The organism is Brevibacillus sp. NSP2.1 (genome assembly GCF_000470975.2).
GTDB lineage: Bacteria > Bacillota > Bacilli > Brevibacillales > Brevibacillaceae > Brevibacillus > Brevibacillus agri.
Map to the genome: position 1 here is coordinate 5,465,774 of NZ_CP048274.1, position 21,636 is coordinate 5,487,409.

The 21,636-nt window shown below is 46.3% G+C and carries 18 protein-coding genes and 1 pseudogene; 4 read left to right on the forward strand and 15 right to left on the reverse strand.

The annotated features are described in order from the left end of the window. Positions 1–171: 171 nt before the first annotated feature. The 9 genes from M655_RS26845 to M655_RS26885 form a co-directional block, all read right to left on the reverse strand. Positions 172–1,044, reverse strand: a complete 873-nt coding sequence (locus M655_RS26845) for a LysR family transcriptional regulator (protein ID WP_005827874.1) — start codon at positions 1,042–1,044, stop codon at positions 172–174. Between the two features lie 217 nt (positions 1,045–1,261). Beyond that, positions 1,262–3,019, reverse strand: a complete 1,758-nt coding sequence (locus M655_RS26850) for a Rieske (2Fe-2S) protein (protein WP_026558575.1) — start codon at positions 3,017–3,019, stop codon at positions 1,262–1,264. 1,221 nt (positions 3,020–4,240) lie between these two features. Further along, positions 4,241–5,014, reverse strand: coding sequence for a DUF3800 domain-containing protein (locus tag M655_RS26855; protein WP_026558576.1), 774 nt, complete (start codon positions 5,012–5,014; stop codon positions 4,241–4,243). Between the two features lie 157 nt (positions 5,015–5,171). Continuing rightward, positions 5,172–5,978: a hypothetical protein gene (locus M655_RS26860; RefSeq protein WP_005827865.1), complete on the reverse strand. Its 807-nt coding sequence runs from the start codon at positions 5,976–5,978 to the stop codon at positions 5,172–5,174. Positions 5,979–6,189: 211 nt separating this feature from the next. Next, positions 6,190–6,894, reverse strand: coding sequence for a hypothetical protein (locus M655_RS26865; RefSeq protein WP_227278673.1), 705 nt, complete (start codon positions 6,892–6,894; stop codon positions 6,190–6,192). A gap of 49 nt (positions 6,895–6,943) precedes the next feature. After that, a complete protein-coding gene (locus M655_RS26870; RefSeq protein ID WP_165328968.1) occupies positions 6,944–7,480 on the reverse strand; it encodes a DUF6037 family protein in 537 nt (178 codons plus the stop codon). A 78-nt stretch (positions 7,481–7,558) separates the two neighbouring features. Continuing rightward, positions 7,559–8,407: a hypothetical protein gene (locus tag M655_RS26875; protein WP_026558579.1), complete on the reverse strand. Its 849-nt coding sequence runs from the start codon at positions 8,405–8,407 to the stop codon at positions 7,559–7,561. Positions 8,408–8,505: 98 nt separating this feature from the next. Then, on the reverse strand, positions 8,506–9,642 hold the full coding sequence (locus tag M655_RS26880; protein WP_026558580.1) for a helix-turn-helix domain-containing protein: 1,137 nt from the start codon (positions 9,640–9,642) through the stop codon (positions 8,506–8,508). A 31-nt stretch (positions 9,643–9,673) separates the two neighbouring features. After that, positions 9,674–10,357: a hypothetical protein gene (locus M655_RS26885; RefSeq protein WP_005827855.1), complete on the reverse strand. Its 684-nt coding sequence runs from the start codon at positions 10,355–10,357 to the stop codon at positions 9,674–9,676. A 459-nt stretch (positions 10,358–10,816) separates the two neighbouring features. On the opposite strand from M655_RS26885, the gene istA (M655_RS26890) reads away from it, so the two are divergent. Then, the gene (gene istA / locus M655_RS26890; RefSeq protein WP_286085939.1) at positions 10,817–11,575 is read left to right on the forward strand and encodes an IS21 family transposase; all 759 of its coding nucleotides are present in this window, start codon (positions 10,817–10,819) and stop codon (positions 11,573–11,575) included. Between the two features lie 93 nt (positions 11,576–11,668). Here the strand turns inward: istA (M655_RS26890) and istB (M655_RS26895) are convergent, their stop codons facing one another. Both istB (M655_RS26895) and M655_RS26900 read right to left on the reverse strand, forming a co-directional pair. Then, positions 11,669–12,412, reverse strand: coding sequence for an IS21-like element helper ATPase IstB (gene istB / locus M655_RS26895; protein WP_197186756.1), 744 nt, complete (start codon positions 12,410–12,412; stop codon positions 11,669–11,671). Then, a complete protein-coding gene (locus M655_RS26900) occupies positions 12,409–13,191 on the reverse strand; it encodes a Mu transposase domain-containing protein (protein WP_286085862.1) in 783 nt (260 codons plus the stop codon). The genes istB (M655_RS26895) and M655_RS26900 overlap by 4 nt, the downstream gene beginning before the upstream one ends. A gap of 48 nt (positions 13,192–13,239) precedes the next feature. On the opposite strand from M655_RS26900, the gene M655_RS26905 reads away from it, so the two are divergent. Continuing rightward, entirely contained in the window at positions 13,240–14,526 is a 1,287-nt protein-coding gene (locus M655_RS26905; RefSeq protein WP_221843694.1) for an IS110 family RNA-guided transposase, read from the forward strand. 389 nt (positions 14,527–14,915) lie between these two features. Here the strand turns inward: M655_RS26905 and istA (M655_RS26910) are convergent, their stop codons facing one another. Further along, positions 14,916–15,728, reverse strand: coding sequence for an IS21 family transposase (istA, locus tag M655_RS26910; protein ID WP_221842538.1), 813 nt, complete (start codon positions 15,726–15,728; stop codon positions 14,916–14,918). Positions 15,729–15,937: 209 nt separating this feature from the next. Here istA (M655_RS26910) and M655_RS26915 point away from each other — a divergent pair, with 209 nt between their 5' ends. Beyond that, a complete protein-coding gene (locus M655_RS26915; protein ID WP_286085940.1) occupies positions 15,938–16,606 on the forward strand; it encodes a hypothetical protein in 669 nt (222 codons plus the stop codon). Further along, positions 16,603–17,331, forward strand: a complete 729-nt coding sequence (gene istB / locus M655_RS26920) for an IS21-like element helper ATPase IstB (RefSeq protein WP_286085941.1) — start codon at positions 16,603–16,605, stop codon at positions 17,329–17,331. The genes M655_RS26915 and istB (M655_RS26920) overlap by 4 nt, the downstream gene beginning before the upstream one ends. A 19-nt stretch (positions 17,332–17,350) precedes the next feature. Here istB (M655_RS26920) and M655_RS28210 read toward each other — a convergent pair. From M655_RS28210 to glmM, 3 genes and pseudogenes are all read right to left on the reverse strand, one after another. Then, positions 17,351–17,639, reverse strand: a pseudogene (locus M655_RS28210) (cyclophilin-like fold protein). A gap of 353 nt (positions 17,640–17,992) precedes the next feature. After that, positions 17,993–19,825 (reverse strand): glutamine--fructose-6-phosphate transaminase (isomerizing), encoded by a 1,833-nt coding sequence (glmS, locus tag M655_RS26925; RefSeq protein WP_026556996.1) that lies wholly within the window; start codon positions 19,823–19,825, stop codon positions 17,993–17,995. A 458-nt stretch (positions 19,826–20,283) separates the two neighbouring features. Next, positions 20,284–21,630: a phosphoglucosamine mutase gene (gene glmM, locus M655_RS26930; protein WP_005832267.1), complete on the reverse strand. Its 1,347-nt coding sequence runs from the start codon at positions 21,628–21,630 to the stop codon at positions 20,284–20,286. Between the last annotated feature and the right edge of the window lie 6 nt (positions 21,631–21,636).

Here is a 21,636-nt window from a genome sequence, read left to right on the forward strand (position 1 = left end):
TGGGTCGGTAAGCCAGGTCAACTCCTTGTCAAATTTTTATAAAATTCTGTACCATCAAAATAGCACGGCAGATTATTAAAGTATATTTTATATTTTTGTTGTTAATTGAAAAAAATTTTTAAGTATCGCAAATAAAAAAACAGTGCCCAGTGCACTGCTGACAAAAAAACGCTAGGAATAATCCATCATGTTAAACGAAGTGATGTATTCGATAAACTTATCGACGACTGCCAGTTGGGTCGCCGATTCCCGATACATGATCCACGTTTTGACTGTAATCGCCTCCCCGCTTTTGTAAACCAGTTCTTTCGTTTGCAGTAGGTCTTCTGCGCGCAGAAAGCAGTCTGGAATAATCGCATAGCCCAGTTCGTTTTTGACCATCTCTCTGCAAATTTCAAAAGAATCGACCTGCATCGAAATCAGTGGCGGTTCCGCGAATCGTTCATACCACCATTTATTGATATCGTCGTTAAAGTCGATGTTGTTTTTATAGTTGATCCGCGGAATTTTCGGCAAATCCGCAAGCTGAATGTTCTCTTTGGAGATCAAATAGACGTTCTCTTCTTTTACCAGGTACTTCTTTTCCGACCAAGTATAGTTCCCTCTCACGATGCCAACATGAATGTCCTCATTTCGCAGCAAATCGTAAATCTCGTCGCTGATCCCCGTGTTGACGTTGATCTCGACCTTGGGATACAGCTTGAGGAACTCTTTCAAGATCGGCGGAAGCTTGTAATGAGCAATGACGCGCGAAACGCCCAACCGCAACGTCCCCTGCGGCTCGCTGCCCATGTTCAGCACATAGTCCCTCGCTTTTCTCAGCTCCGCCAACGTTTTTTTGGCAAACTGAACGAGATACCTGCCCTCCGGGGTAAACTCTATGCTCCGCCCGTTTTTCGAAATAATGTGAACCCCAAACTCCTTCTCAAGCTGCTGCAGCCGATAGGTCAACGCTGGTGGTGTGATATGGAGAAGTTCTGCTGCCCTCGTGAGGTTCTGTGCTTCGTATATGTACGTTAACATTAAGCAATCCTTCTCGTTCATCGTTACCTCCTGCGGTTTTGTGGTTGTGGGGATGAGGGTGTTTTATTACTGTTCTACTTGGGAGGGCGGGTTCCTTTTATTTTTGGGGGTTCGAAAATATTTCACTCTGACCCATGTTTTCGCTTATTCTCCATCATGTAAATGGCCGCGCTCCTTTCCTTGACAGCAAAAGAGATGACCAGGAAGTCATCTCTTCACTCAGAGTTTTGCTTCAAGATTACGCCTCTTCAAACAGCCGTTCGCCCCGGTGCAGCCGAGTGGCTATTCGGGCGATATGCGGCTGTTCGCGAGGGGTAGGCGCGTGGGCCGCCAAATAGCGGGTTGCCGCCAGAAGCATCGTTTCGCCAGCATGAGTGGCAAAAGCGTCGCTACGCATTGCCCAGCGATCATACTCGGCTACCGCCGCTTCGTACATTTGAAACGAATGAAATTCGGCGTCTTCGCGTAAAAGCGCATGGCCCAACGTATTAAGCAGGGCGTCAGGGTCGCCGCCGGCGTGTAGGTAGCCGGCTGTCCACTGCGCCGCTTCTTTCACCTGCTGGCGTTGATCCAAAATTTCCAGCAGCCGCTCTGGGCGAGAAGTGTCGACGGCTGGTACAGCCGAGCCATCCGGGCGTTGGGCCGCAGGGATATTCAAAAAACGATCCAAATAAATTCTGATTACCCCGTGGTAGATCGCGCGGATGAGCAGCGGATGGGTCGAGCGACGCAGACGCTCATGCACGGCGTGGGCATAGGTAAAGGTATGCAAAACGGAGAGCCAATCCCCGAAATCGTTCTGGGTATGGAAACGAACGATTCGCTCCGCCGCAGCCAAAGCAACCAGTTGGGCCAGTTGAGCCGGATGTGCACCTGATTTCAAAAGCTCCGTCACAAGGATCACCGTTTTAAGAGGCTCGTCGCTTAAAAGCTGTTCCACAATTTTCTTCTCGTCTGCTGCGGAAATGTCTGCACAGGACTCTGCCAGAGGAAGGCTATCCAACTGGGCGAAAGCTTCCTTCAGTGGAACGACTAGATTTACTGGTGACTGCCATTGATGAAGTTCCTCGCTCCGGGTCGGATTGGCGAGGAGCCGAACAAGCGAGGTCAGCGTCTGCTCGGTGTGCTCTTCGCCGATAAGGCCAATCGCTTCAAAAGCTTTATTGTGGAAATCGAACGTATGGCCGCCGTCCAAATAAAAGTGGTCCGTCACCGCCAGCAACATCATCTCCGAAAGCTGCTCCAGGGAAGCCCCCTGCCGAATCGCCGTGAGCAACACTCTTTCCGCCCCTTGTGTGTCGCGGACCTCGATACAGTTGCGGTACCATTCCGTCAGCCGTTCCAACGGCACTTCGGCCCCCGGCAGCGGCTTTAGCAGATGCCGCGCTGCTGCACCGGATCTGTTGCGAGCCACGTGAAGCAGCCCTTGATAAAGAGCGAGGATCGTTCCTACTTTGTCTAGCTTCGGCAGCACATTGGCCATCGCGGTAAGGATGGTGAGCCCCGAATCCCACCCTCTTCCGTGCGCGGTGCCGAATTTGATGCCGACCTGCATGATTTCCCCGGCTGAAACGCCGGCCTCCACCAATCCGACGACAGCTTTGGCAATCACGAGTCCGAGATTTTGCTCCAGCCCTTCTTGCAACCGAAGTTTGTATTTTTCTATGCTGTTTGTCTGTTTTGGATGCGGATTCACCCAAACGACTCCATTTTCCATTTTCACTTCATAGGATGGGACATCGTCCGCCCACGGATCCAACGTTCCGCCGCTGCAGACATCAAAGCGCGCATGATGCCAATGACAGGTGAGTATCCCGTCGCACAAGCTCCCCATATGCAGGGGAAATCCCATGTGCGGACAGCGATTGTCTACCGCATATACCTGTTCCTCATGATAAAACACGGCGATCCCACCATGGATTACCTTATGGCCTTTCTCTTGGATCGACATCAGTGTACCCACGTTGATCCAAGGCTGGCTTTGGGTTTGTTGCATTCTGATCCCTCCATTAAAATTCTGTATTTTCAAGCAAATTTATCACCATTCACCCACTTTGTCAACATTTTTATTTGAAATGTATGGTAACGTCGTTAAATCTATCTCATGTAAAACTACTAGGGACAATTTGCTATGGATTGCTATTAAAGGTATTTGCGGAATATGGATAGGACATTGATGAGCATACTCCTGTAGCCGTTCAAATCTCAAAAAAAGCAGATGCCATTAGGCAAACTGCTTTTTTCGCATCAGAAGACATTGGCATTTTATCCTAAACGAGTGGGAAATTCCCTGTCATCCATGACGTATAGTCCGCTATTTCCTTCTGTTTTGATTAACCCTTAGTAATTAAGATGCTTCCAACCCAGCACGTTACGCTATAATGTCAGAATCAAAAATAGTCATCTCGCCCATGTCATCTTTCGCCCGCTCCCACTCCGCCTTACAGCCGCAAGGCTTCACAGCCTCTCTACGCCCTCTCCAACCAAAATCCCGAAGCAATTATAGTCGTAAGAAGAAACAGGGCAAAAACAGGATCCAGGAGGAGAAAATCGGGGTCAAAAAAGCAATTATAGTCGTGTTAAAGGCAGGAGAAAAGACAGGGATGGACCAGAGTTAATCGGATGAAACATCGGAGGAAATGATCGAGAAAAAACAGAAGAAAAACGTCCGAAGCCCTTGCCACGCTTGCATTTCTCCTCCCTCCCCGTCAACCGCTTTCCCTTGCATTTTCGGGTCTTGCGACCCTTTTGAAGCAGAGAAAAAAGCCGAGGAAAACAGGAGTCGATCCCCGCTTCTCGCTCGGCTCGTAGCACGACTATTTAAGCTTTAGTACGACTGTTTATGCTTTGAGATGACTTTGATTGCTTTCTACATAGTAGGGATAAGGAACAATGGGGAGAGGAATTAAAAAAACCGCCTTCGTATTGAAGACGATTTTTTTGGGTTGCACGTAAGCGGCGGGGTAATTAATACCCTCATGAACCAAATCATGAGCAAATTGCTCCGCTCCTCAAACCCATTAGCATTTTATGTTATTACAGAACAGTTTATACAAAGAAAAAAGAAAGGCTTGCCCGTGAACGATGAACAAATGAACTATGTATAAGAACAAGATCATTTGTTTCCATGAACTGAATCATGTGCAGACTACTGCAACGTTCCTCAATCCCTTCTGAGTGATATTATACCATGACTTCCCCATCTGTCAACAACGTATTAAGGCATAATCTTCATGCCAAAACGATCAAATTTCCCCAAACCACCATCGTACCTTAACGGCCGAAGAGCTTGGTAAATGTTAAATTGAGGCTGTTTATTCCCAAGTGCATTTCTTGCAAACGGGTTTGGAACAAAATCTGCAATTTGCAACCCTGCAATATTTTCGGTTTTACTCGGAAAGTCAATATCCTTGAGTAAGGTTTGCATGGCGAATGGATTTACAAACATTGAACCCATTGCTTTAATGTGGTTGTACCTTAGACGAACTTGTTTATCCTGATGTGACCTGGATTCAATAAGAATATGCCCGATTCCACCAGCATTGATCAGGAATTGACAAAAGTTCTCCATCACAATTTGCATTGCGGACAAATAGTAATCCGATTGAATGTCTTTCTTAAAGTGCTGATCTAAATCATCCATTCGAATAACCGCACCCAAAACATTACATGGTATATTTTTCAACAAAGTATCAAGTTCGCTATAAAGCATTCTTGAGTAACTATTACTTCGGAATCTCAAGTAATGTGACTTAATTTTGCTTCTATCAACCATCCTGTTTTGGGCTTCCCGCACTTCTTTTTCATGCAGTACAAGGTCTAAAGGATTCGATAGGTCATACCATATTTGCTGTTTTATTTTGTCTAAACCTTGTTGTACCAAATGATAGTCATCTTTCTTTACAACGATACCTGCTAAGCAAAAAACAGGATTTAAAAACCCTGGATTATGAGTTGTACTTTCATCCAAATAGAGATAATATTCCGTCATCTTGAACTTCCTTTTCTACATAATTCCATACTATTACCGATTCGCTGTCATCATATCATTCTCCTTTTTTTCTGTAAAATCGCCATTTCAATTTAAAATTTGCAAGAATAAAACGGACAGCCATCAAAAAAATCAGGCTGTCCCTTTATTTCACATTCTAATCCATAAAGAAATCCCATATCCCTTTTACAACTGAACCAACACCAACCGCAACAACAGTACCCACTGCTAACGGAACCCACACTGGAGCTGAAACACTCGCTAATGCAGTCGCCGCCACACCCGTTGCTATCGTTGCCGCACCTGCTCCAGCGGCGGCTGAGATTCCTCCGCCTACCCCCTCGTTAGCCACTTTCCCAACGTATTCCGACGTAGAGATTTTTTCATCAAGCCAATCGCTTCCTGACGATATTGCTGTAAATCCTGCTGAAATAGCCGCACCAGCAATACCAGCACTTCTTGCCACGGAAGCGACCGTAGAGGAAGTGGGCATTTTTCCTAATGCCTTTCCAGCAATTCGAGTGGTATCCGTTGAAGAAAATCCTGAAGATTGCATGGTTTTGTTTAGCCCAGCACTCTTTGCTGCCTTATTAAACGCTTCCGCAGTTTCTTTTGTTCCGACCAGATTCGTACCGTTATACTCTCCTTCAGCAACCTGTTTAACTGTCTTACTGATAGATTGTGCTGTATCTTTTACTTGGAGTCTTTTTACAACTTGTCCTGCCTGCTTTACTACGATATCATCCCTAACTGCTGTAGTAGATTGTGTCAAATGAGCTGTCGCCCCTGATAATATATTCTTTGGATTAGCATTTAGCTTATCCTTGACCAATATCTCATGAACAACGCCATGAAGATTTTTATTTCTTCCTCCCCTTTCAAGGGCCTCAAGAGCTACTTTTGCTTCGTAAGTTTCTATCATTCCCAGTGCGACCGTGCTGGATTGATTGCTGTCCTTTGACATTGCAAAACCTCCTATGTCTCATATTGGATCAGTCGTGAAAAGTCTTTGAAACCCCAAACCATTCACAATCATTTCCAATACCTTTTCACTCTAAACTTCAGCTTTAATTTATTTTTCACAGAGTTCAAGGAGGTTACATAGAAAGGAACTTTGACATGATGGGCAGAGCAACTGGTGTCTCATTAATAAATTTACCTATTTTTTTGTTTTTTCAAGATCCCTTACTCTGTATGAAGTCGTCAATAATTTTTATGAACGGAGTGTATCCCGTTACTATTGTGACTATTGAGCTAATGAAAGCTATTATCCCAATAATGAAAGTAATAAACTTTACTATTATGTTATTCGAAAAACTGTAGTATGTCGTGTACTGAATAAGACCAGACCAATGCATAAGATATATTGGAAATGTGACAATAAATCGGACTCCTTCTCGAAACCATACAAATGGATTTTTTATATCCCTCATTCGACTTTCTCTATTACTATCAAGAGAACCGACATAGGTTAATAACACATCATCGATTGCTCCAATTAATTCACGTAACATTCTGATTTCGAAACTCAACCCAAACCCATGATCCATCCTCAAGTAGGTTTCCTTTATTTCGGAAATACCATTGACAATCATTTGATAATTCCTAATCATATAATTGGCTCCAGCAGGTTTATACGTGGAAGCTATTCCGTAATCACCCATTATAATCTGCATTTTCGAACTATTAAGTTTTAACCACTGATACTTCTCTCCATCAAATGTCTGATTCATTAGTCCGTTGGCAAATTCCCTATAATTATTGAAAAAATCAATGGAGAAGTTTCTTTTTTCATTAAATGCTTTCGCCCCAAGAATCAATCGGACCAGACCGATTACGCTAACAAACACCAATACAATTACACCAATCCATTTATCCATCCTCAATACCCTTTCCATTCCAGCTTTGCCCCACTTTTTTTGCAGGCTGTTAATCTGGCAAATGAAATTTTTGAGCTAAACTCTTATCGTGCGTCCAACGGCTACTGATATTTTTTCTCTTGCATATCAAATACGCCTCATAATCTAATAACAATCTTGTTTTATAAAGGTTCTCGGAACTGACTTTATCTCCACGCTTCTCGTTATCTCTCCAACCCATGAAATATATTTTGTCAGATTCTTCTATGTCTTTCCGATAAGATGCAATATCTGATGGTTCAGGAGTATTTTTAACATTTGCGAACTGAGGAATCCTTTTATTGAATTCAGTGAAAAAGTAGAAAGTTTTGAATGGATTATCGGGATCATACTGTAACCCAAGTATCTTACGCAACTGAGTATATTTATCTCCTATATTGGTATCAATGATAAATCCGTTGTTCACATTGACCTCAAAGTAAAAGTTATGAGCCTTAACCCCAAACATCAACTTAAATGGGATTTCATCAGTAAAAAAGAAAATATCGAAACCGACCTTGTTATAGGTAAACGCAAACTTATATCTTTTGATCCCTTTTGCCTTCATATCAGTGTACAATTCTTTAAGTCCAGTTAGCTTCAGAGTAACCACCCCTGGTAAACATTGAACCCATCGTTCAAGTGCTTAATTGGCAAGCTGAAATGAGCGAGCAGAAATTTTACTCATATATTCTTGCCAGTAATTTTCTTCGTCCCCTTCTATATTATGAAGCCAAAAATACATCATAATGGCTTCGAGGTGTTGCTTCTTTCCTTTAATAAATGGTTTATCAGATATTCTTCGGTAGAGCGAATTCAGATTAAACAAGTTGCTTTTCTGCTTGTAATCATAATCATATTTCCAATACGGAACATCGCTCTTTATTCTATGGCTTACTGGCCAACTATCTTTATCGTCATAAAAGCGATGAACCCAATCACTACAAAATGCCAAAATATCAACCTTATACTTCTGCCACGTTTTTTCAACCCATTGATCCACTTCATCGGAGATCAATAATTCATTGCTATAATTAGGCTGGCAATGAATCTGATGATAATCCTTTATAAAAGAAAATAGCATTTCTGTTTGATCTTTCAGAAAAGGATTCTTTTTCACTAATTGAGCATAGCATTCATATGACGAGCTTCTGAATTCACTATCTGAACAATATAGGTAAAACAGCTCGTCTTTTTTGAGAAAGTTTATAATCGCCCGATCCAATTTCTTATTGTACTCGTTATAAATATGAACCAGCCAATCCTGGATCTCCTCATCATAATGTGAAATACTATTCCTATACTTTTCGAGCCGCTCATTATTCAAAACAGTCTGCTCATCCAACTTGGTTGTATTCAGGTATTGATTGAAATACTCAAATACATAGTTAACACAGGTCTTCATATTTTCCATGCGGTTTGCAAGACTGAATTCGTTCAATTGATCTTCTTTCTTCCTTCGGGCAATATATTCTTCGATTGAGAGCAAATTCATCCACCTGCTTCACCAAAATATTCAAACATAATCCTTGGAAACGATAATATGTAAGAAGCTCCGTTCAGGTTTGAACTGGAGCTTCTTATCGGTCTTAATCATCTCTTTATCAACCTTATAGTAGGCTCAGGTTCTTTATAGTTTAGAGTACCTTGGTCAAGATTGCAGAGCATTTCGATGTATTCTTGTGGTACGGATATCTCTTGTATTAACTGCAATTCATTTTTGATTTTGTTCTCCAATAGCATTAAGATGCTTTTCCTTAAAACTACAGGTTCCTGTAGAGGAAAGACATCATCGAGTGGCTCTTTTGTCCTCATCTTTTTCATGGACATTTGTTTAACAAGTGATGTGTATTTACTCTCATCAATTAGCTTTAAATCTAAACACCTGTACAACATAGCGGCAATTGAAACATTCCAATATTTCTTCAGCTCCACAAAATGTAACAATGATGTTGAGGTTACTGTCTTTGCAAATGCCTCGGCTGGCAACAACAATGCTGATGCAAACCGATTTGCTTGATTCTCCATTTCTTTAAATTCAATTCGGCTAAGTACGTCTTGATTATCGATTTCCTTGTGCATCAATATGTGTCCTAATTCATGAGCACCATCGAATTGCCGTCTGAATGCGGATTGCTTATCATTACCAAGAAAAATAAAAGGTCTACCTTTTCGGTGCTGGCAAAAAGCATCGACCTTTTCACTATCAGTATCTACTGAAAACACAATGACTCCATTTCTCTCCAATAAGTGGACAATATTCGTGATTGGTTTATCGCCCAGGTCCCAATGTTTTCGAACTTGTTCGGCTAATTGCTCAATCGAATTATTATTCCACTCTGAATTAAGGCAAAGGGAACTATCAGGCACGTTTAGCTCAGGGAATTCGATATACTCGGATAAATATTCATAGATATACCCCGCTAACAATGTTTTTTGAAATTGAACTTCTTTACTCTTCTTTGTAGCTGTAGCATTTGCACGAAAAAATGTGTTACCAACATATTGTTCTTTGAACTCACGGTAAAAGAAGTTTTTTGGGAATTTAAGTGTATTGATTAACGCCAGCACTGTCTCGTGCTTTGGTGAATGCTCTCCCAGTTCAAATTGGGATATCGCTTGTTTCGATATCCCAATTTTTTCTGCAAGGTCACTAATTGTCATTCCCCGTACTAAACGTGCCTCCCTTAGCCTTTTCGGGTTAAACTGCGGCTCTTGTTTTACATTCATAATAAGTTACTCCTAATCTGCTGAAGTTTTTCTAAGTTGAAGGGGAATTCTTTAATTTAACTACGATATCGCTGTCCTCTTTTGGTGTTTTAAGCCGAGGTTCGATATCGGAAGCTCGGTAGTTGTTCAGTGGAATAATGTCTCTTGTATTGAGGATGATGGAATCCGTAATATCTTCCTTGTAGATCCAATCCTCTTGGTCAGGTCTTAAAGCTCCCTCATAAATGATATCACTATCCCGATCATAACTTACTATGATTCCAAAGGGGTGATTATCTGAACCAAGAAACAAAGACGGCTGATAAATCGTATCACCCAGTAATTCTTCTTTTGGTGCTCCCAAATCCAGAAGGCGGTCGAAATTCGATGAAGCAAAGTCCCCACGATACCCACTCGGATTGTATATGTATTTGTTTTTAGGTAGTTTTGAAACCAAGATAAATATGTTTCTTATCGTATCATGAATAACGATATATGGATGAAAACCAGCTTTTTTCTTAAAAACTTTCATCTGTGTATGAGGGGCACTCAGAATCATTTTTTCAACATGCGTATTTACAGCATCGTACTGTAAACGAGGGTCATACGTATTTGTAGTGAACGATGGAAGCAATGCCTTTATTGACTGATACTCCTTTTTGCCCTCTTGTATTCCCCTTACTATCAGGCTCCTTTGCTCGTCCAACAGCATACACTTCTCAAGATACATTTTCATGAATACCCCTCCCGTTCCCCATCAGATACTACCATTATTTACCCAACTCCACTTTTTGTCAAGTAAATTAGATTACCTCATAGAAAAATCAAGTTTTGTGTTAACTTTTCAACTCCTGTCTACAAATATCCCCTCAGCACAAAGATTGGTAATGTAGAACTATCAATGCAATATTTTCATTACACAGTCGAGATATTCGGTTATCCGAAAAAATTGTAGAAAAGACACGTTTTCCTTAAAAGAAGAAAATGGGATGGCTCACTACCCCGCCTTTCCCATTTCAATTTGCACAAATCTATTCAGTGTATATCGCATAATAAAAGTACAGAAAATCGCAGCGTAAAAATGCAGAGCTAGCCTGCGTTTTACAAGGCGGAAAAATAAATAGGCACTTGCCAACATCACTCTATTAAGTCTACCTTGGTCTTTGTCCAGAAGAACCAGGGAGATGTGAGAGGAATGTTGAAAGTGCCACAGCAACAGTATATCAAATTTTTGTACGAGAATGAGGATTATTCAATCTCGGAGATTGCGAGAGCCATGGGAGTCAATTGGCGGACAGCCAAGAAATACGCCACAAAGGACGATTGGAATGAACCCGTTTGTCGGCGCAAGAGACGATATCCCGTTCTCGGTCCGTATCTTGACATCATTGATACTTGGTTAACGGAGGAGCAGGCGTTGCCCCGCAAACAGCGTTATACCGCGAAGCGAATCTTTGATCGTCTGCGTGATGAATACAGGTTTGAGGGCGGACGACGCACTGTTGAAGAATATGTAGCCAAACGCCGAAAAGAACTCAAGCTGGAACGTGCCGAAAGCTATGAACGACTCGAACACCCCGGCGGCGAGGCACAGGTTGATTTTGGTACAGCCTATGTTGGGCAACCAGGTCAACTCGTGGAGCGCAAAGTGCTGATTATGTCCTTCCCGTTTAGCAATGCGGCCTTCGCCTTTCCGGTTCGAAAGGAGAACACAGAGTGTTTCCTGGAGGCAATGAAGCGCATCTTTGAACGGATGGGAGGCGTTCCGAGGAAAATCTGGTTCGACAACTTGTCGGCGGCGGTGGTCTCGATTAGCCGTGATGGAAAGCGGTCATGCACCGATCAGTTCCTGCGGTTTGCTACCCACTACCGGTTCGACCCAGAATTCTGTAATCCCTATCGTGGTCACGAAAAGGGGCATGTGGAGAACAAGGTGGGGTACAGTCGGCTGTGAATGTCAATCAAAATGTTGACCACCGTGCTCATCAAAAAATTGACCACCATGGCAAAAATCAATCCACCCGTCGGGTGGGTAACTTTTTCATGATCACGATCTTTGAATGCTCTGCTTAAAGCGATAACTGTCTCCATTCATTGCAAAGATATGGGCACGATGGGTAAGCCGATCAACCAAGGCTGACGTCATTTGCTCATCTTTGAAAATCTGTGTCCATTCCGTAAAATCCAGATTGCTGGTAATGATCATGCTTCCTTTCTCATAGCGAGCCGCACAAAATTGGAATAATAACTCCGCCCCGGTCCGACTCAGAGGGACAAACCCGACTTCATCCAAAATAATCAAATCTGTTTTCAACCATTGCCTCTCTAACTGGAGGATTCGCTTTTGGGACTGAGCTTCCATAAGCTCGTTACATATTTTAGCAGCAGTCCAAAACTGGACGGAATAGCCTTGATGGCAAGCTTCCTTCCCGAGTGCAATGGAGAGATGAGTTTTTCCAGTGCCAGAGTTTCCGATAAACATGATGTTCTCTGCTTTTTCGATGTACTCACAACGAGCCAGTTGAAGCAATTTGGGCTTATTGAGAGACGGAATCGCCGAGAATTGAAATTGATCGAGCGTTTTCATAGAAGGGAATTTAGCGTGCTTGATGCGACTCGCAATTTGGTTAGCATCCCTTTGCTGAACTTCTTGCTCTAGTAGGGCTAAGAGGAACTCCTCGTAGGGAATTTGCCGTTCAGCAGCATCATGGGCGATTTCCTTATAGACACGTTTAATCGCAGGTAAACGAAGGCGTTTCGCGTAGGTTTCAAGCAGGAAACTCGTACTCAATGAACCACACTCCTTTTCTGTAACAAACGATTATACTGGCTAAGATCTGGGGCCTTTACCTGAATACGTGGAACAGAGCTATCCTCCGCCAACGAGAGTTGGGGCAAACGGTGTTCCGGCAATGTTCGCTGAAGCAATAATTGCCTTACGGCATCATACTGGAACATCCCTTTTTGGCAGGCCTCCCCCAGTGCTTCTTCGACGAGAGAAGTATCGAATTCACGGTGCAAAAGCAAGAGTCGAACGAACTCCTTCATCCCTCCTGGTCGGTTACGGCACTTGTCCAAGAACTTTTGGTAAATGGCGGGTAATCCTGCCTGATGCAATGGTCTAGCATAAAGAACTGCTCCTGGGCGAATAAGAAGTAAATCCAGATAATGATCGTATTGCAAAATCTCCTTTCCTTTTTCCAAGCACCGCTCATGCGTCGCAATCAGGCTTTTTCCGTGATACACCTCAATTTTTTCAGCAAATACTCGGCAAATAAGTTGGGTCGATGCATAGGAAACCGGGACGGAATAGGCATTTTTTTCAATGTGGATCATGGATAGCGTATTGCTTTTCACGGGTACAACACGGAAACAATCCAATGGCCGTGGAGGCAATGGAAGCATGATGGGCAACTCTTGAACAAATGCTTCTCCAACCGTTAGGGAAGACCGGGGAACGGTTGTATTCTCGTAAGAGATACATTTTTCGAGGAGCCATTCCTGTAATGAAGAAATTTGAGCTTTGAAAGAAAAAAGCGCCTCCTGTATGCTGGGTCTTGGAATGGTCACATTCACACTGCCCTAATGAAAAGGAGGACGCTCTACATGAAGTATAAGCTGAAACAGAAACAGAATCAACGGATTACACGAATTACCGAAAAAACACTGGTTGTTGGCGCGGACATCGCCAAAAAGATTCATGTAGCTCGAGCCGTGGATTTCCGAGGCATTGAGCTTGGGAAAGAATGTGTGTTCCACAACGATCAGGAGGGGCTAACGAAACTGGCTGCGTGGATGAAGGAGCTTGGCCGGATACATGAGAAAACCGACATCGTATTTGGCATCGAGCCTACCGGACACTACTGGTTCCCGTTAGCGGCATTTTTGAAGGAGCAAGACATCAGGGTCGTCGTCGTGAATCCGCACCATGTGAACAAGAGCAAAGAACTTGAGGACAACTCGCAGACCAAGAGCGACTACAAGGATGCGAAGGTCATTGCCGACCTGATTCGGAGCGGGAAATATTCAGAGCCCAATTTGCCGACCAAGGAATATGCAGAGCTACGCATTCTGATGAATTTTCGGGAGAAGGTCATGGTGAGCTTGAATCAAGTGAAAGCTCGGATTACAAACTGGTTTGACCGCTACTTTCCGGAGTATCCACAAGTGTTTAAGGACTGGGAAGGCAAGGCATCACTGATGACCATGCGCCAGTTTCCCACTCCAGAGGAGATTGTCTCGATAGGCGCCAGAGGCGTTCTCACACATTGGAAGACGGAAATCAAGCGTGGGGTGGGCATCAAGAGAGCGGAGCAGCTCTATGCTGCCGCTACGGTCTCTATCGGGCTTACCGAGGGGCTGACAGCTGCCCGAATCGAGCTTGCCGCCTTGCTGCAGCAGTACGATCTGTACTGCAAGCAAGAAGAAAGCATTATGACGGAAGTCCTGCAGATTCTGGAGAAGATCCCCGGAACGAAGCAAATGCTGAGCATCCCAGGGATTGGCATTCTGACCGTCGCCGGCTTCTTGGCGGAGGTTGGCGATCTGAACAACTACGACCATGGACAGCAGATCATCCGTCTGGCTGGGCTGAATCTGACGGAGAACAGCTCTGGAAAACGTAAGGGAAAGACCGGAATCAGCAAGCGGGGGCGCTCTCGCCTAAGAGGCATCTTGTTCCGCTGCATGCTGCCGATGGTAGCCAAAAACAAAGAGTTTAAAGCGCTCCACGAGTATTATACAACGCGTAGTCAAAATCCGCTCAAGAAGAAGCAATCGATTATCGCCTTATGTGGAAAACTGGTTCGCGTCCTCTATGCACTGGGGACAAAGCAGAAAGAGTATAACGCAAACGAAGTATTGGGGCCGATTCGACAAGCCCAGCTACAACAAAGTGCTGCATAAAGCTTATCAACAAACCTGTCATCTCGCTTATTCACATGTGTACAACCATGACAACGGAAGCACCGGAGAAGCCGAAGAATTATAATCCATAAGGGCAACGACCCAGTCGAGGAGCTAGAATCGGCCTCCACCCCTTGAGAGGTAGAACGAAGGAATGTAAGGGCATAGACCCAGCGTGACATGGGAGGGTAAACCCCGAGGGCGGATGTGGAGATCCACTGTGCGATCATACCTTTTTATCCACAGTCTGGAAACTGGTGATTGCAGGCTCTATTCCCGCCACAGCCCTTACAGAAATATTTGTATCTCCTTCAATCTTCCGACAAGAGCTTTAAGATGTCAAAGTTAAAAAACAGAGAATGAGCGAGAAAACAGGAGAAAACATTACTTTATAGTGGGAGGATTTGATTTAGCTCCTCCAGAGAAGAAACACTAGGCACAGGTGTAAAAAATTGCCTCTGGGCAAACTGTACGAGGTTTTCCACTTGGCCTTTTTGATGCCCTTTTCCCGGATCACAGAAATAGCTTTCAAACAGGTAGTGGGCACGTAGCTGAATAAATCGCTCTTGTTCCTCGCGATTTTTGCCTTCCAATACCTTCTTAACGGCTGTTGTCAGGTTGTCGTATGTGATGACTTGGGGAACAGCACCGAAAAATTCAAAAGCATCTACATGACCTTGGAGAAGAGCCTCTTGCTTCTGATGAGCAAATGTCTTGATGAAAATCTTTCTGCTGTATGTGCAACGCATACAAAAGACTTGAACCTTCACTTGTTTCCCTTGTAAATGAACCGTAACCTCACCCCAGTCAAATTGGGCAAATCGCCCTGGCGGGAAATCAAGAGGGACAAATGCTTTAGGAGGAGAAACCCGCAACTCTCTGACGTAGCGTCGTACAGTAGATTCACCGCCGGTGAATCCATGTTCGTCAACGAGTCTCTGGTAAATACGTTTGGCAGTATGACGCTGCTTCGGGGGAGCCTGTTCATCTTGACGCAGCCATTCCAAGATGATGGGCTTGACAAAATCAATGACTGGCTTCGGCTTCGGTTTTGAAAGCTGGTATACAGGGATTTCCGTTGATGTCAAGGCTTTTCGTATCACTTGACGCGAGTAGCCAGTTTCGCGAGAAATTTGACGAATCGACTTCCCTAGCAGAAAGTGTTGTTTCCTGATAAACTCATAATTAGCCATCTGAAGCATTTCCTTTCCTCCTATATCTTGTTGTCTAGACAACTACAAGATACAGGAAAGAGGTGCTCAGGTGGTCAACTTTTTTATGAGCGATGTACCACTAGGTGGTCAATTATTAGATTAGCATTCACAGTCGGCGTAATTGGCTCGTACCACCACCGATTTGCGAAACGGATGCTGACCTTGAGACATACTTGGCCCAGGCAGCAGAGGCAGACATGGATCGTCCACACTATGCCAAGAAAGAGCGTATCGTCGACTTGTGGGAGCAAGAACGGAAGAAGCTTTTGGCTATGCCAACCGTTGCGTTTGAGGTTTTCAGGCTTGAACCGGCCCGCTTGAACAAATATCGGGAACTCCGGTTTGAAACAACCACATATCCACTACCGCAGTGCCGTGCGCTAGATCCCGTATTGCTCAAGGTGAAATGGGACGAGATCGAGGTTTTGTCGGGCGACGGAGAGTACCGACACCTGGGGACGTTGCCTCGCCCGTACACGGAAAAGGCAATCCCGATTGAGTGGACAGATGTGTTTGAGGGTTACCTGAGAAAGCCAAGGACGGTGATGTACTCCGATCTGGCGAGGTTCATGCCTGCTTCCGTCCGCAGATTCGTGCAAGTGGAGTATATCGATCTGAGGAAATCTCGTGTGGCTCTGATTCGTCGATTGTTAGATACACACCAGATGTCCGACATGGGTGCTGCACTCGATACACTGGCTGGGCATTTCGATCCTGACACAGTCCTTGAGCATGCGCTATATGCGATGAAACATCCTGAGTTTCACCCTAAGCCGTTTGCGGAGGCTCATACACCGATGGAGATTCACGGGCACACACCGGACCTCAGGCAATATGACGCCATTCTGGGGGTGAGCAGAGCATGAAACACGAATTGGTTACTGCATGCAAGAACCTCCACTTGGGGTATGTGATGGAAGCGTACGAGGCGATTGCGTTCAATGACCGCTCGCAATACCTGCTTGAAGTCCTCCAAGTGGAACTGCGGGGCCGAGAGATATCCAGGATTCGCAGACTCATGAAGAAAGCCCGGTTTCCACAGATGAAGACACTAGAGGATTATGATTTCGGAGCAGTCACCTTCCCAGCGCATTGCAGTCGTGAGCTCCTAACGGATCTGGCATTTCTCGAGCGGAAAGAGAACGTGATGATGCTGGGCAAAGTGGGAACAGGCAAGACCCACCTGGCAACGGCACCAGGCGTGGAGGCTTGCCGACGAGGGTACGAGGTACGATTCTTTCGGGTGCATGACCTTGTGGCCGCGTTACAGGACAAGTACCAATCCGGGACGCTTAGCCGTTTTCAGCGGGAGTTGCAGAAGGCTGAGTTACTCATCCTCGACGAAATGGGGTTTGTGCCCTTTCACAAAGACGGAGCTGAACTACTGTTTAACGTCATCTCCGAATGCTATGAGCAAAGGAGTATGATTGTCACCTCTAACCTTGAGTTTGGCCAGTGGAACACGGTGTTTGGAGATGCCAGACTGACAGCAGCGCTCGTGGACCGACTCGTTCACCACGCACACGTCCTGGCTTTCACCGGCGAGAGCTACCGGCTACGAAATGCGCTATCCGGAGTGAGATCGTCATAATCTTCAGCGTTGGCCGTGCCTATGCACAAATCCGCAGCGATTCTCTGTATTTTTGACTTGCGAAAAACACCTGCATATCCTGAAGCTTTTTTGTAAGCTCTTCGGAGTCAGATTCGATCTTCCCTAGTATGACAAGCCCGCTCGAATACCCCCAGTCTTTGTAATACATGTTCACATCGTTCCAAGGAGCGTAATAACCGAAATCGCTGACTTCCGGATCACTTCGGCGGTGCACCTTCTGTAGATAATTCTTTGTCCAAGACACTTAATTTTTCGAATCCGCCATACTCCTTAAATGTTAGTGTCATGGGGAGTTGGGACAAAAAGTCCCGGCTTGTCGGATTATCATTCAGGCATCGTTTGAAAGTGAATAACTGATAGTGCTCCTTAATTTTTCCTGGTTAAAAATCTCCAGTCTCAGAAAATGCCCACCGCAAGGGCTGGAAGGCGTTAAAAATCATTAAATCACAAAAAGAAGGATGAAAATCGTTGTGATTTTTATCCTTCTTTTTCATCATGGCATGAATAAGCATAAAAGAAAAAGAGCCGTGGAAAAGCAGGAGTGAATCCCCGCTTCTCGCTCGGCTCGTTAGATGACTATTTAAGCTTTTAGATGGCTGCGATTGCTTGTTACGCAAACTTGTAAAACAAACGCTACTCCCTACTCCACCGTCACACTCTTCGCCAAATTCCGTGGTTTATCCACGTCCAGGCCGCGCGCGACGGATGCGTAGTAAGCGAGCAATTGCAATGGAATGACGGTCAGAATCGGTGTGAGCATTGGCAGGGTGGCTGGCATGTAGATCACTTCGTCCACGCTCTTCGCCAGGTCGTGGTTGCCTTCGGTCGCGAAGCCCAGGACGTGGGCGCCGCGCGCTTTTACTTCCACGATGTTGCTCACCATTTTTTCGTAGATGTCTGGTTGTGTAGCCAATGCGACGACTGGTACGTTCTCTTCAATCAGCGCAAGAGTACCGTGCTTCAGCTCACCAGCCGGGTATGCCTCGGAGTGGATGTAGGAGATCTCCTTGAGCTTCAGGGAGCCTTCCAGCGACACCGCATAGTCCAGGCCGCGGCCGATGAAGAACAGGCTGTTTACCCCTTTTGTGCTCTCGGCAAAGTGGCGAACCTGCTCAGCATCTTCGAGCATGGATGCGATTTTGCCTGGGATTGTCTCCAGATGCTCCACGACAGTGGCTACCTCGGCAGCCGCAAGCGTGCCTTTTACCTGCGCCAGATACAGGCTGAACAGGTACAGAGCTACCACTTGGGAAGTGTACGCTTTTGTCGAAGCTACCGCTACCTCAGGACCAGCCCAGGTGAAGATCACCTCGTCGGCCTCGCGCGCCACAGAGCTGCCTACGACGTTTGTGATCGCGAGTACCTTCACGTTGCTCTTCTTCGCTTCGCGCAACGCAGCCAGCGTGTCTGCTGTCTCCCCGGATTGGCTGATGACGATCATCAAAGTTTTGTCCGTGTAGATCGGATCACGGTAACGGAACTCGGAAGCCACCGCTACCTCTACAGGTACGCGGGTCCATTTTTCGATGACGTCTTTTCCGACCAGACCTGCGTGCATGGAGGTACCGCAAGCGACGATGTAGATGCGGTCGTACGCCGCCAGCTCGGCATCGCTCATTTTCAACTCAGGCAAAATCACGCGCTTGTTCTCGTGGTCAATGCGGGCGCCCATCGTGTCGCGAACCGCTTGCGGCTGCTCGTAAATTTCTTTGAGCATAAAGGAATCGTAGCCGCCTTTTTCCGCTTGAACCAGATCCCACTCGACATGGAACAGCTCCCGCTCGATTTTCTCTCCGGTCTCTGCGTCCATCAGTTCCACGCCGTCGCGCGTCAAAACAGCCATTTCGCCTTCGTTCAAAATGTAAACGTCGCGGGTATGCTCCAGGATAGCCGGGATGTCCGAGCCGATAAAGCTCTCGCCCTGGCCTACGCCGACTACCAGCGGGCTGGCCAGACGAACGGCTACCAGCTTATCTGGTTCATGCTCGGTCATGATTCCCAGCGCATAAGCGCCACGCATGCGTTGCACAGCGCGACGCGCCGTGGACACGATATCCCCGTCGTACATGTCGGCGAGCAGGTGAGCGATGACCTCGGTATCTGTCTCGGAAGTGAACGTGTAGCCTTTTGCCAGCAGCTCTTCCTTCAACGGCAGGAAGTTTTCGATAATCCCGTTGTGAACGACGGCAAAAGACGTTTTTGCGTCCGTATGAGGGTGGGAGTTCTCGTCAGACGGCTTTCCGTGCGTCGCCCAACGTGTGTGCCCGATTCCCATGCAACCGGCAAGCGGCTTCGACGCCAGACGATCTTCCAGCACAGCCAGACGTCCTTGCGCCTTTTCCAGCTCCAGGCCGTTGTCGTTCACTACCGCGATTCCCGCCGAGTCATAACCGCGATACTCCAGCTTGCGCAGGCCTCCGATCACGATGTCTTGCGCTTGTTTATCTCCAATATATCCAACGATTCCGCACATAAGTGTATGATCCCCTTCCATATTGACGGGGACACAACCCAAAACCAATGGTACGGGGGAGTGCCCCCGCCATTCCATGTTTATGATCTATGTTTTTTCCTTTGTCCGTGGCTACAAACGTATCATACGCAAAGTTTTGTCCACCAGATCACCCTGGTGCTTTGTCCTTGCGTTCTGCGGCAGTGATACTGCTGCCGGGAGGTACCCGCCGAATCCTTCGATAAACCTCCACCTCGTCCACTGGGCTCCATGTCGGGCAGCCGCAGTGCTGGCGCTTTACGACAGTTGTTTTCCGATCCTCGTATCCGCTTTGTCTTCGTCCGATCTCCTCCAATTTTTTCAAATCGTGCGTGCATGCACATGAACACTGTACCACAGATTGAGAGGAGCGACAACACCTTCGTCATTTACATGTATGCAAAAGGGAGTGGCGTCGCACCACTCCCCGAAACATTTTTTTACACCAGTTGCTGTTTTACCACGTCAACGATGCGATGCACAAGCCCTTCCAGTTGCGCAGCATCCGGTCCTTCTGCCATGACGCGCACGATTGGCTCTGTGCCGGATGGACGAACCAGCACGCGTCCGTTGCCCGCCAGCTCTTCCTCCACTTCGCGAATGGCCTGCTCGATCGCTTCGTTGCCGTTCAGCTTCGACTTGTCCTCTACGCGGACATTAATCAGCAGTTGCGGATACTTGACCATCACCTGTTTCAGCTCGGACAAAGGCTTGCCCGACTCCTTGATGATGTTCAAAAGCTGCAAGCCTGTCAAAAGCCCGTCACCTGTCGTATTGTAGTCCAGGAAGACGATGTGGCCGGACTGCTCGCCGCCGAGGTTGTACCCGCCGCGCAGCATCTCCTCGACCACGTAACGGTCTCCTACAGCGGTTTTCGTTGTATGGATGGAGCACTCCTCCATCCCTTTGAAAAAGCCCATGTTGGCCATGACGGTCGTCACGACTGTATTGTTGTTGAGCTTTCCTTTTGCTTTCAGCGCGCGCGCACAGATCGCCATGATGTAGTCGCCGTCGATGATTTCACCTGTCTCGTCAACCGCGATACAGCGGTCTGCGTCCCCGTCAAAGGAAAGACCCAGATCGGCCTTGTGCTTCAGCACTTCCTCCTGAAGACGCTCAGGATGGGTAGAACCGCACTGCTCGTTGATGTTGACCCCGTTCGGGTTGGCCCCGATCGTAATCACCTCTGCGTCCACGTCTGCAAACAGACGGGCGGCAAGCGACGAGACAGCTCCATTGGCGCAGTCCAGAACGACCTTCAAGCCGTCAAAACGCTCGGATACGGTACTTTTCAGGTGAGAGAGGTACTTTTGCCCCCCCTCGAGGAATTCCAATACCGTACCGATCTGTTCTCCTACCGGCCTTGGCAAAGTGTCCTCTGCCGCATCCAAGTACTGCTCTACTTCTGCTTCCACTTCGTCGGACAGTTTGAAACCGTTGCTGCCGAAGAACTTGATTCCGTTATCCGGAAACGGATTGTGGGAGGCGGAGATCATGACACCCGCATCCGCACCCAGTGCACGCGTGAGATACGCCACGCCTGAGGTGGAGATGACACCCAATCTGACCACTTCTGCTCCAACCGAGAGCAAGCCAGCCAAAAGCGCGTTTTCCAGCATCTGTCCAGAAATGCGCGTATCGCGCCCAATCACCACTTTTGGTTTGCCTTCCTGCTTGTGTCTAGTGAGAACGTAGCCGCCAACGCGTCCGATTTTAAATGCCAGCTCGGGTGTCAATTGTGTATTGGCAACCCCACGTACACCGTCTGTTCCGAAATACTTCCCCATGTTTGT